Here is an 11,394-nt window from a genome sequence, read left to right as displayed (position 1 = left end):
CCTAGGATATGGTGAACGCTATCGGGAGATACTGATGGTGTGCTATTTTCTATGGGTTTTTATATACGTGTTCTCTGGGAGGATGTTCTTGAGCTGATACGTCCTCGAGTCTGTGCGAGCTGTGGGGCATATGGGGCGAAGGCTGTTGCTCGAGCTTTATGCTCTCATTGTGATTTTTGCGTCCGTCATTCACTTGTGCATGTTCATTGCTCTAGGGCTGATGGCGTCGGGTGTCCAATATATTCTGCTGGGGTCTATGAACATGAGTTAGCTCGAAGTATTTTGGCATATAAGAACGGTTCACGTACTGATCTTCTTGATACTTTTGCTACGGGGCTGGTGCGTGCTGTGATGAGCTGCCTTCAACAGGCTGAAGATATTAAACATGTAGTTCTTATCCCGATGCCGTCTGAGCAAAATGCAACACGAAGACGTGGCTATGTCCCTGCTCAACTATTGGCAGACCGTGTTTGCCAGTTGATGGGGGAATACACTGGTGTATCTTGTACATCGTATTGTCTTTTGGCGAAGAAAAGGCGATGGGGCAGAAAATACGAGGCTGGGCAGAAACTTTTGACAAGTGCTCAGCGTCATCAACGTTTAGCCCATTCTATGCGTTTAGCTTTGCCCCCGTTATTTTTTATGGGTGCTTATTATGACGTTCGTGGTGTGTACTGTATTTTGCTCGATGATGTGTTGACGACGGGTGCGACGTTGGCAGAGGGGCACCGTGTTGTCTCTGCAGCTGGTGGCAAGGTGATTGGAGCAGCGACGCTCGCTTACGTCCCGTATCGGTGTGAGTCTTCCGCTTACGATGGGTAGCGCTAGGGCATGTCTTTGGGTGAAAGAACGGTGAATGTTACCTGTGGGTAGTGTATTTATTCTTAACTGAAAGAATATTTTGCGTGACACAAGACATGTTTTGAACTAGGGTAGTTATAGGGAATCAAAGACGAATTCCTCGGCTTAGCTCCTCTTCGGATGGAGTCGCAGCTAAGTACACGCCCCCAAATATACTGGAGGGAATTGTGGAAATTAACATCATCGGACGAAACGTTAAAATTACTGAGCGTCTGCGTGAACATGTTGAAGATAAAGTTGCAAAGTTTGAGCAACTAGGTGACCGTGTTAGCACCATCGAAATAAAATTCACTAAAGAGGGGCATTCTGGCCCAGAAATTATTGGTACAGAAATTACTGTTATCGGCAAAGGCCCTGTTCTTCGCGCAGAAGCTACTGGAGAAGATAAATTCGCGGTCTTTGACGACACTTATGGAAAACTCCTTGAACGTTTACGGCGAGCACGAGATCGACGGAAACCTAGCAAATCAGGAACAAAACGTCCTATCTCAGTTTCTGAAGCAACCGGATCTCTCCCTGTTGTGACGGAGCAGGTTGCTGTCTCTGAGATACATTTAGATGATGTGCCGGTCGAAGAAATTGCGTTTTCTACAGAATATTCTTTGGAAGATGAAGTCTCTTCACCCGTAGAAATTCGACGTAAAAGTTTCCCTGCCACACATTTAACAGCAGAAGAGGCTGTGGATCATATGGAACTTGTCGGACATGACTTCTTCGTCTATTTGGATAAAGAAACGGGTGCACCATCTGCTGTGTACCGTCGTAAAGGATGGACATACGGCGTTATTTCTTTAGAGAATGATGCTGAGTAAGATTCTTATTTAGTCTTTATCAAAGTAGTGTTTAAAGTGCCTCGGGATTTTGCTCAGGTGCTTTAGCTTAGCTGAAACAGCACCAAATACTGGACGGCTCATAAAACGTGGCGTTGAGTTATTTGGTGCTGTTTTTTTGTATTCTAAAAGCCTTATTTCTAGGGGTGTCCTCTAAAAATAAGGCTTTGCTGAGAGAGTAATACGAAAAGCGTTCTCATATTAGCCGGTTTTTAACCTAGAATAGTGATGATGTGCTGACATAAAGTGTCGGTACCGTATTTAAAGTTTTCGTCTCAAGGAGTCAGTTTTCGTGGCATCTTTCTTAGAGAAGATTCTTCGCGCAGGGGATAAAAAAATTCTCAAACAGCTTCGTGCGTACACTGATGCAGTGAACTCGCTCGAAAGCAGTTTTGAAAATATGAGTGACGCCGAACTGCGTGCAGAAACAGACTCGTTCCGTGCACGTATTAAAGATGGTGAATCTCTTGATACCCTCTTGCCAGAAGCCTTTGCTGTTGTGCGTGAGGCTTCAAAACGTACTCTTGGAAAACGCCACTATGACGTTCAGCTCATGGGCGGGGCAGCTTTGCACCTTGGCAATATTGCAGAGATGAAAACCGGTGAGGGTAAGACTCTTGTCGCTACGGCGCCAGCCTACCTCAACGCGTTATCTGGTAAAGGCGTGCACATTGTAACTGTCAATGATTATCTTGCCGAGTATCAGGCAAATTTGATGGGGCGTGTATTCCGTTTCTTAGGTATGGAATCTGGTGTTATTCTTTCGAACCAGACTCCAGAAGAACGTCGTAAACAATATGCTGCAGATATCACTTACGGTACAAATAACGAATTTGGTTTTGATTATCTGCGCGATAACATGGCATGGAGTGTTGAAGAGCAAGTTCAGCGCGGACACAATTTTGCCATTGTCGATGAGGTTGACTCCATCTTGATTGATGAGGCTCGTACCCCGTTGATTATTTCTGGTCCTGCTGCAGGGGAGGCGCACCGCTGGTACGCCGAGTTTGCGCGTTTCGTGCAGACTCTTCTTCCTGAAAAAGATTATGAGGTAGACGAGAAAAAACGTACAGTCGGCATTCTCGAATCTGGTATTGACAAGGTGGAAGACCACCTCGGAATTGAAAATCTTTACGAACCGGCAAACACTCCTCTGATCGGTTTCTTAAACAACGCTATTAAAGCTAAAGAGCTCTTTAAAAACAATAAAGATTATGTTGTCATGAATGGTGAAGTTCTCATCGTTGATGAACATACTGGACGTATCCTCCCCGGACGCCGTTATAACGAAGGTATCCATCAGGCGATTGAAGCGAAAGAGGCTGTTGAAGTTAAGCCTGAGAACCAGACGATGGCAACTATTACCTTGCAGAATTATTTCCGCATGTATGAGAAGCTCTCTGGCATGACGGGTACTGCAGAGACTGAAGCTGCAGAGTTTATGAGCACTTATGAGCTTGGCGTGGTTGCTATTCCTACGAATAAAGAAGTGCAACGTATAGACCACCCCGACCGTGTACATAAGAACGAAATTATTAAATTCAACGCTGTTGTTGAAGACATTAAAGAGCGTTTTGAAACAGGTCAGCCCGTTCTGGTGGGCACAACCAGCGTGGAAAAGAGCGAGTATCTCTCTAAGCTTCTGAAACGTGAAGGTATCCGTCACGAAGTGTTGAACGCAAAGAACAACGCACGTGAGGCTGCTATCGTAGCGCAGGCTGGCCGTAAGGGAGCTATTACTGTTGCTACCAATATGGCTGGTCGTGGTACTGACATTATGCTAGGTGGTAACCCTGAGTTTAATGCTGTTGAGAAGATGACAGAGCTTGGCCTAGACCCAGAGCAGAATACAGAAGAATATGAGGCGAAATGGCCTAGCGTTCTTGCTGAATGTGAAGAGGCCGCTCGCGCAGAACACGACGAAGTGATTGCTCTTGGCGGGCTGTATGTTCTTGGTACAGAGCGCCATGAGTCTCGTCGTATTGATAACCAGCTACGAGGCCGTTCCGGACGTCAGGGTGATCCTGGTGAATCACGTTTTTATCTTTCTCTATCAGATGAGTTGATGCGTCTATTCAATGGTCAGGCAGCTGCACGTCTTATGGCTAATGCTCCTGATGACACTGTTCTTGATTCGAAACTGGTTTCTCGTGTCGTTGCTTCGGCTCAGGGGCAGGTTGAATCTCGTAACGCTGAACAGCGTAGGAATATCCTTAAATATGATGATGTTTTGAATCGTCAACGTGAAGCAATGTATAAGGACCGTAACCAGATTTTGCAGGGGGATGACCTTAAAGAACAGATTCAAATCTTTACTCGTGAGGTTCTTACCTCTGCAATTGACGCGCAGGTAGGGGATAATCACGCAGAAGATTGGGATTTCGACAAGCTTTGGGACACTCTCAAGAGTATTTATCCTGTCACGATTACTGCTGAAGATCTGGCTGAGGATGCTGGTGACCGGACGAAGATTACTCGTGACCAACTGGTTAAAGAGATTCTTGCTGATGCTGAGCTAGTGTACCAAGAGCGTGAAGAGAGCATTGGCTCTGAGTCCATGCGTGAGATTGAACGTCGTATTGTTCTTTCCGTGATTGGCAAACGTTGGCCTGAGCATCTTTATGAGATGGATTACCTTAAAGAGGGAATTGGTTTACGTGCTATGGCTCAGCGTGATCCTCTCATTGAGTACCAGCGTGAAGGTTATGCGTTGTATCAGACGATGATGGATGCTATTCGTGAAGAGTCGGTTAGCTATTTGTATCATGTTGATTTAGCAAAACAGCGTACGCAGTCTTCTCCTTTAGGTATGAAGATTCCTGCTCAGCCAAAGTTCTTACAATATTCCGCACCGTCAGAAGATGGCGGAACTGAGACTGAGATTCGTAAGAATGATCTGGTCGATGAGAATAAGTAACGTTATTTCTTATTATTAGAAGTGGTGGGGTGTTTGACCGTATTCGGTCAAACACCCCACCACTTGTTTTATGCAATTTCTAGAGCTGTGATTTTCCATTTGGAGAAAACTTTTTCCACTTTCATGGCTATGGCTCGTACTCGTGTCAGATCTTCCATGATGAGACACACTTCAAAGGTATCTGTCCGTACTTTTTGTGCTTTAGCACGTCGGGGTTTAGGTAGTTGTGTTTTAGGTGTAGCAAAAGGCTTGATACGTGTTCTGGTGTTCTGCTGCCGTAGGAGCTGTTGGGTGAGCTGCGCTCTTTGCGTCACTCGTTGATAGCATTCTTGGCTAAGCCAGCGCGCAATGTGTTGCGGTGGTCGGCGCCCTGCAAAGACTTCAAGGATTGCAACGCTAATACCTGCACACATAATCTCGATAGCTTTACATTCTGCGTTACTTGGATGAACAGGTTTTTTAGGGCGGAAGTTGATGTTTTCTTCTTGAGCTAAGGCCTGTCGGAAACGTTCGTATTCTTCTGCTGAGATGACGGTAAAGCGTTGTTGGTTTGGCGTGGATTCGGGGTGGTGGATGGCCATGATATGTCCTTATATCGTCGTTGGTATATAGGTGTAAGGTGGGGTGCTTTTAGATGCTGGGAAGAACGAGTATTTCTCCGGGGTATATGGGTGCTTCATAACCGCGTAGGTGTTCTTGATTATGTTGGTAGATGCGGTAGCTATACTCCATGGTGTTACGAGGCGTTGCTTCTTCTCCTAAATATGTTTGTGCAATGCTCCAAAGAGTGTCTCCTTTGCGAACAACATAATCTTTTGAATCGCTTTTAGGTTCTGCATTTCTTGTCGAGGTGGTGACACCAAAGAGCGGTGTGAGCGGGACATACTCTTTTTCTGACGTTGAGAGTACGACATGGTGCAAAGGGCTATTTTGGGTGTGGTGGACAGAAGACGTTTTTTCTGGCGAATAGTGTTGGGAAGTCTTTGAGGTAAAGAGTGTCGTCAACGGTGCACTAACTGGTTCGTGCTCTAGAGGTTTTAGATGGTCTTGTTCTACACAGGTGATAGCGGTTGCTGTCGGGTTGGGGGAATATGCCTGTGCAGGAGTGCATATAATGCTGACACCAAGAAGCGCTAGTGAACAATTTTTGAGACAAGTAGGTATCCACGATGGAAGGTTGAGATACCGTTGATGAGTTTTCTGCTGGATACGGTATGAACGCAGAATACAGAAGATGCTGGTGCACCACCAAAGAAGAACTAAGCCACTTAGACAAAGGACGAGTTGAAGATATAGATAATCACTGTGTGTTGGCTTTGTCGTGGCTAGTGCTAGAAGAGAACAACAAATACTGCATGCTGCCAGGAGAGGTGTTCCAACGCTCAGAAGGTAATCAGTTTTTGAACAGCTCGTTGGAAGCTTAACTAATGTTCTCGCTTGATACATAAAAACCTCTTATCGTGTCGTTTGATGTTGTTTGATACATCTAGATAGAGTATGTACTGTTTTTATGCAAAAAGTAAAGAGTTTTAAATAATTTTTCATAGAAAATAGAAAAATAATCTCATGTAACATCGAAGATGGGATATACAAGTATCAATGGAAAAAATTTTTAGAGATTATGAAGCACAGCTCGACTCTCTGCGACAGCAAGAGCTAGAATCTTCTGCGCATGAATTGCAACGTGCAGAATTTGCGAAAGTCCAGCAACTAGATCGTTTAGCGGCTCAACAAGGAAAAAATGTTCGTATTTGCTGCAGCTCATCTATCTCATGGAACGCTGAACTTGAGACTGTCGGTAACGGCTGGGTGCAGCTACGCTCGGGTGCAGAAAATATACTCCTGCCCCTGCGTTCTATTATGTGGTGGGAAGGAGGCAACCATCATGCGCAGGTCGATACCGGAACTCTGATGCGGAAACTTAACTTTTCTTATGCGTTTCGAGCGCTCAGCATAGCTAGAACACCCCTACGTATTTTTCATCGCGATTTTGTGACAACAACTGAAGGGACGATTGAAAAAGTAGGACTCGATTTTATCGAGGTAGCCTTACACCCCTTAGACGGGCAATATCGTTCAAGACATATTACAGGTATGCGAACCGTTGGGTTAGAGAATATTGGGGCAGCCTGTTCTCTGCGCAGTGCGTAGGGATTAAAACGATGAGGCTATCTGGTGATGTTCAATAGCTTGTTCAGTCTTCTTATACGCTTGAGCAATATATTCTTCGAGTTTGACGTCTTCGACTCTCCACTGGCCTCGTCCACCAATTTGTATGGCAGGAAGTTCACCTGAGCGTACGATAGCGCGTGCCTGAGCTAAGGAAATATTGAGGATTTCTCCAACTTCTGTCAGTGTATAAAAACGTTGCTTAACCATAGAAGTATCCTTGTTGACGTTTGAAGAAGGTGATAGTTGTTCATTACTATAACCCCTTATTCGTGTTCTTTGATAGTAAACGTTCAGATATGTTGCCTTTTGACTGACACAAGGAGCTTTATCCACAGTTTCATAGTAAAGAAATGAAACTTTCGCTTTTGAGATGCTAAGAATCTGAAAATTCAGTAGGCTGTTATCCGAATCCCAAAACCTCCTAGAGAACTGATAGAACTCCCGCATGAAAACAGACCCAAAAGCTTCTAAAACACTTACTTCACGCCTACAAAAACCCGGTTTCAAAGACCCGAAGCTGCTGATTGGGCTCTTCCTCATTCTGCTCTCGCTCACAGGAGTTATCGCCGTCGTCAACATATCAAACCAAACAAAGCCCTATTGGGTCACCACCCGAGAAATCTATGTCGGAGAAGAAATCACCGAAAAAGACCTCAAAAAAGTAGACGTTCGCCTTAGCGAAGCATCCTCACAATATCTCTCTACCGACGAAAACGGGTCAGCGCATATCGCAACCCAATTTATTGGTGCTCATCAGCTCGTCCCTAAAAACTCTCTAGGAGAAGCTGAACAAAATGACCGTAAGAAAACAACCATCGTTCTTGACGCCACCGTCGCATCAGGGTACAAAGCCGGAGATCTAGTAGACGTTTGGGTTTCCTCGAAAAACGAAAACGGTAACGGATACGCAACCCCCGTGCGTCTCATGGAACAAGCTGAAATTGCCCGTATCAATAGTGAAGATTCCGTTCTCGGGTCAACCGGAAAGACTGCACTGCAACTACTTGTGAGCGAAGACGTCTTATCCTCTATCCTTCACGCCACATCTAACGACAGCAAAATATCGTTAGTTCCATCTTTCTAGGAAAAACTATGAATATCCCCGTAGTCGTTTTAGGTGATACCGCTGGACAATACATCCAAGCAATCGAACGTCAACGTGGCGCCATCAGCGTTGTGCGACACGTTCAAGAGCTCAGTGACCTCATCGGCATCGCACACAGCGGTATTGCACGTGTTGCCCTGCTCGTCAGCGGATATGAAGATCTCACCGCATCTTTAGTGCATCAGCTCTCCGAAGCTCAGGTCATCACCCTCATCATCGTAGACCCCGGAGAAAGCCGCCATATTGCCGGGGCGCATACCATCAGCTCTCTAACCGAAACACAAGAACTTCTCAAACATATTGAGCACATCACCTCTACAGAAGACCACAAAACACACAATAACAACCACATAGAGACTGAAAAAACCCAGATAACTTCTCAACACAGAACTGAAGAAGAACCCCAACCACAAGCCTTACACCACGCAAAAATTCTTACCGTCTGGGGTGGAGCAGGCTCACCCGGTCGATCAACAATTGCCACAAACCTCGCAGCCTATGCAACCCAAAAAGAAGAAAAAGTATGTCTTATCGATGCTGACACCTACGCCCCAGCTGTGAGCGCGCTCTTAGGAATGTTAGAAGATTATTCTGGCTTAGCGCAGCTATGTCACCTTGCTGATAGAACAACACTAGAGGCAGAAAATATTCACGAAATCATAAGTACCATCAAAATTGAAGGAGGATACCTCGACGTCCTCACCGGAATTACCCGCAGCGACCGCTGGCCAGAAATCCGCTCTCAAGCTTTTGAACTGTTGCTCACAACCCTGCGCAAGAACTATGACCTCATCATTATTGACACAGGATTCTGCCTAGAAGAAGATGAAGAAATTACCTTTGACGGGGTAGCACCAAGTCGTAACGCCGCAACCCACGTCGCCTTAGAATCTGCAGACAAAATTATTCTGCTTGGTAGCGCTGATGTACTAGGAATCCCCAGACTCTTACGTTCATACGAAGAACTTCAAGACTTCCAACAACGACGGAATCTCGAAACCGCCACCGATATATGGGTCAACAAAGTTCGCTCAACCTCAGTTGGAAATCATCCTGAAGAAAAAATATTACAAGCATGGCAACGATTTGGCCCTGAAAAACCTATCAAAGGTTTCATCCCCTACGAACCGGCTATTGTCGATAAATGCTCTCTCTCCGGAAAAACCGTTGTTGAACTATCCTCACAATCTCCTATAACGCAATCAATACGCACCATGCTATCGGAACTGAGTACACCTGAAGAAAGCTCTAAAAAAGATAAGAATCAGGAAGAACCTACACTAGTCAGTGTTAAGCGCCATGACGACAGTCCCGAACCTCCGAAAAAACGGTGGTGGAGGAAGAAAAACTCCACCTAACAGGTGGTATCGTCATGTGTGTAGATAACCAAGACGAGCTGCACATCAAGGGGCAGAAGAATGCTTAGAGAAGCCACCATCTATTCTGAGAACCTTAGTCCACGAGACTCTGAATGGCTACATTTACTTCTTGGCGACTGGCAGATTATCGCTGATGCTGCACACGGAGACCTCGTCCTGTGGTTACCTCAAAATATAGAACCGCCACATCAATTCATTAGCGTGGCGCAAGTACGTCCCTCCACCGTACATACACTGTTTCACCGCGATATGGTGAACAAGGCAATGTATGAAGACCTCATCCCTCATGCAGAGAAAGCATGGCTTCATAAAACTGTCGAAAAATTTTCTCATGTGCTTCCAGAAACTGGTACGCGAACCAACACCTGTATGGTGCCTCTTGTGCGAGAAGAACGTGTTATCGCCCTATTGACCGTTCACACTGAGCTATTTGATGCGCGTATTCCGCCCAAAGTTGAATTGATGTGTCAAAAGTTTTCTATGGATCTTTTACAAATGGTGACTCGCGGAGCGTGGCCCGAGTTTACAGCTCCCGTAGGAAGTTCTCGTGGCAACCCACGAGTTAGTGACGGGGTGATTACTCTTGATGCCGAAGGAAAAGTACTTTTTGCGTCCCCCAACGCCGCCTCAACCTATAAAAGACTAGGCTTAGAAGAAGAACTAGAAGACACGCGTCTTGTCGATAAAACACGAGAACTCATTCCTTGTAGCGAAAAAGCAGACGAAACTCTTCCCCTAGTGCTGACGGGCAGAATGCCATGGCGTGGTGAGGTACGAGCAAACAATACAAGCGTGACTTTTCGTGCAATTCCGTTCCGGCGTCCTACCGCACTTGGCGAAGAACGATACGGCGCAGTGCTGCTATGCCGTGACGTTACGGAACTGCGCCGGCGTGAATTAGAGATGATGACCAAAGACGCCACCATCCGAGAAATACACCATCGTGTTAAAAATAATCTTCAAACAGTTTCTGCTTTACTCCGTTTGCAATCTCGTCGCATGCACACCGAAGAAGCTAAACAAGGTCTTGAAGAAGCTATGAGACGAGTAGCAACTATCGCGTTAGTACATGAGACTCTTTCTCAAGGGCTGACTCAAAGCGTAGATTTTGATGAACTAATTCAGCGTCAATTTCGTTTTGCCGCAGAACTCGCATCTCCCGGACAAGAAGTACGAACCGTCCTTGAAGGAACTTTTGGAGAATTGCCGAGCCAATTTGCCACCCCACTAGCGCTCATTATCAACGAAATTGTTGCTAACGCTGTTGAACATGGATTAGCTGGTCAGGCAGGAACTGTCACCCTCCGTGGGGAGAGGGGACATAACAAAGCCCATGAAGATACTTTAAAAATTACGATTACTGATGACGGTATTGGTATGGGAGATAGGAGTATTCCAGCTTCAGACAACGCAGGTTCTTTAACGATTAGCAATGATGAGGGACTTGGCATGCAAATTGTTCGTACTCTTGTTGCAAGCGAATTGAACGGATCTATCCGTTGGCGTTCAGCTGAGCCAAGAGGCACTGAGGTCATTATCGATGCAGTCCTTATCGACGCAGGTGCATAGCCTGCCATCGCCCAATGGGGGGGGGGAGCAGTCCTTTGAGATCCTCATAAAAAACGAGGTTTCTTATCTCTAATCAATGATTAGAGATAAGAAACCTCGCTACTAGATGCGGTATGTTTAGGAAGCTCTACGAGCTCGGGCGACACGTCGTTTAATGGCGCGGCGCTCGTCTTCGCTTGTTCCACCCCACACACCAGAATCCTGGCTAGTTTCGATGGCCCACTGCAAACAGGTGTCCATAACCGTGCAGTTGCGGCACACCGTTTTAGCTTCTTCAATTTGGAGAAGAGCCGAACCACTATTTCCTACGGGAAAAAAGAGTTCCGGGTCTTTTTCCAAACAAGCAGCACGGCTACGCCAATCCATGAGCACGTTCTCCTTATAGACCTGAAGCACCCAACTAAGAGTTCAATGATGCTTCTACAACAAATCAAGGCCCCTAACGTTAGGGGCCATATCAAACCTCAATAAGGTTCGCACGTAATGAACTCATAGACAAGAGTTTTAACCGGAAAAATGTCAATAAAACTTGAGTGTTCTATCACAGAGCATAAAAGTGGC

11 protein-coding genes are annotated in these 11,394 nt (G+C 45.8%); 7 read left to right on the top strand and 4 right to left on the bottom strand.

Going from position 1 to position 11,394, the window contains the following annotated elements; genetic code table 11:
• The first annotated feature begins 51 nt into the window (after positions 1 to 51).
• From ACN08X_RS00140 to secA, 3 genes are all read left to right on the top strand, one after another.
• Positions 52 to 822, top strand: coding sequence for a ComF family protein (locus ACN08X_RS00140; RefSeq protein WP_419105495.1), 771 nt, complete (start codon positions 52 to 54; stop codon positions 820 to 822).
• Between the two features lie 206 nt (positions 823 to 1,028).
• Positions 1,029 to 1,673: a ribosome hibernation-promoting factor, HPF/YfiA family gene (hpf, locus tag ACN08X_RS00135; RefSeq protein WP_419105494.1), complete on the top strand. Its 645-nt coding sequence runs from the start codon at positions 1,029 to 1,031 to the stop codon at positions 1,671 to 1,673.
• A gap of 310 nt (positions 1,674 to 1,983) precedes the next feature.
• Positions 1,984 to 4,608 carry a preprotein translocase subunit SecA gene (secA, locus tag ACN08X_RS00130; protein WP_419101541.1) on the top strand — a complete coding sequence of 875 codons (2,625 nt, stop codon included), beginning with the start codon at positions 1,984 to 1,986 and terminating at the stop codon, positions 4,606 to 4,608.
• Positions 4,609 to 4,676: 68 nt separating this feature from the next.
• Here secA and ACN08X_RS00125 read toward each other — a convergent pair whose 3' ends face one another.
• Together ACN08X_RS00125 and ACN08X_RS00120 are read right to left on the bottom strand one after the other, a co-directional pair.
• The gene (locus ACN08X_RS00125) at positions 4,677 to 5,189 is read right to left on the bottom strand and encodes an Rv3235 family protein (RefSeq protein WP_419101540.1); all 513 of its coding nucleotides are present in this window, start codon (positions 5,187 to 5,189) and stop codon (positions 4,677 to 4,679) included.
• Positions 5,190 to 5,238: 49 nt separating this feature from the next.
• Positions 5,239 to 6,054, bottom strand: coding sequence for a LysM peptidoglycan-binding domain-containing protein (locus tag ACN08X_RS00120; RefSeq protein WP_419107565.1), 816 nt, complete (start codon positions 6,052 to 6,054; stop codon positions 5,239 to 5,241).
• 153 nt (positions 6,055 to 6,207) lie between these two features.
• Between ACN08X_RS00120 and ACN08X_RS00115 the strand changes: the two genes are divergently transcribed.
• Positions 6,208 to 6,759: a hypothetical protein gene (locus ACN08X_RS00115; RefSeq protein WP_419107564.1), complete on the top strand. Its 552-nt coding sequence runs from the start codon at positions 6,208 to 6,210 to the stop codon at positions 6,757 to 6,759.
• 3 nt (positions 6,760 to 6,762) lie between these two features.
• On the opposite strand, the gene ACN08X_RS00110 is transcribed toward ACN08X_RS00115, so the two are convergent.
• Entirely contained in the window at positions 6,763 to 6,987 is a 225-nt protein-coding gene (locus tag ACN08X_RS00110; protein WP_419101537.1) for a helix-turn-helix domain-containing protein, read from the bottom strand.
• A 238-nt stretch (positions 6,988 to 7,225) separates the two neighbouring features.
• On the opposite strand from ACN08X_RS00110, the gene ACN08X_RS00105 reads away from it, so the two are divergent.
• The 3 genes from ACN08X_RS00105 to ACN08X_RS00095 are packed head-to-tail and all read left to right on the top strand — an operon-like array spanning position 7,226 to position 10,833.
• The gene (locus ACN08X_RS00105) at positions 7,226 to 7,864 is read left to right on the top strand and encodes an SAF domain-containing protein (RefSeq protein ID WP_419101536.1); all 639 of its coding nucleotides are present in this window, start codon (positions 7,226 to 7,228) and stop codon (positions 7,862 to 7,864) included.
• Between the two features lie 8 nt (positions 7,865 to 7,872).
• Positions 7,873 to 9,243, top strand: a complete 1,371-nt coding sequence (locus tag ACN08X_RS00100; protein ID WP_419107563.1) for an AAA family ATPase — start codon at positions 7,873 to 7,875, stop codon at positions 9,241 to 9,243.
• Positions 9,244 to 9,303: 60 nt separating this feature from the next.
• On the top strand, positions 9,304 to 10,833 hold the full coding sequence (locus ACN08X_RS00095) for a sensor histidine kinase (protein ID WP_419101534.1): 1,530 nt from the start codon (positions 9,304 to 9,306) through the stop codon (positions 10,831 to 10,833).
• 117 nt (positions 10,834 to 10,950) lie between these two features.
• On the opposite strand, the gene ACN08X_RS00090 is transcribed toward ACN08X_RS00095, so the two are convergent.
• On the bottom strand, positions 10,951 to 11,199 hold the full coding sequence (locus ACN08X_RS00090) for a WhiB family transcriptional regulator (protein WP_419107562.1): 249 nt from the start codon (positions 11,197 to 11,199) through the stop codon (positions 10,951 to 10,953).
• Positions 11,200 to 11,394 lie beyond the last annotated feature (195 nt).

Origin of the sequence: Rothia sp. P6271, assembly GCF_048512995.1 — a bacterium.
In the GTDB taxonomy this organism is placed as follows: Bacteria; Actinomycetota; Actinomycetes; order Actinomycetales; family Micrococcaceae; genus Rothia.
The sequence above is the reverse complement of the archived record's forward strand: the minus strand, read 5'-3'. Positions and strand labels throughout refer to the sequence as shown.

Bases quoted from the DNA above. Each gene is read 5' to 3' on its own strand.
- ACN08X_RS00125 (WP_419101540.1), bottom strand. From the start codon at position 5,189: ATGGCCATCCACCACCCCGAATCCACGCCAAACCAACAACGCTTTACC.
- ACN08X_RS00115 (WP_419107564.1), top strand. From the start codon at position 6,208: ATGGAAAAAATTTTTAGAGATTATGAAGCACAGCTCGACTCTCTGCGA.
- ACN08X_RS00095 (WP_419101534.1), top strand. From the start codon at position 9,304: ATGCTTAGAGAAGCCACCATCTATTCTGAGAACCTTAGTCCACGAGAC.
- ACN08X_RS00120 (WP_419107565.1), bottom strand. From the start codon at position 6,054: ATGTATCAAGCGAGAACATTAGTTAAGCTTCCAACGAGCTGTTCAAAA.
- ACN08X_RS00140 (WP_419105495.1), top strand. From the start codon at position 52: ATGGGTTTTTATATACGTGTTCTCTGGGAGGATGTTCTTGAGCTGATA.
- ACN08X_RS00100 (WP_419107563.1), top strand. From the start codon at position 7,873: ATGAATATCCCCGTAGTCGTTTTAGGTGATACCGCTGGACAATACATC.
- ACN08X_RS00110 (WP_419101537.1), bottom strand. From the start codon at position 6,987: ATGGTTAAGCAACGTTTTTATACACTGACAGAAGTTGGAGAAATCCTC.
- ACN08X_RS00105 (WP_419101536.1), top strand. From the start codon at position 7,226: ATGAAAACAGACCCAAAAGCTTCTAAAACACTTACTTCACGCCTACAA.
- ACN08X_RS00090 (WP_419107562.1), bottom strand. From the start codon at position 11,199: ATGGATTGGCGTAGCCGTGCTGCTTGTTTGGAAAAAGACCCGGAACTC.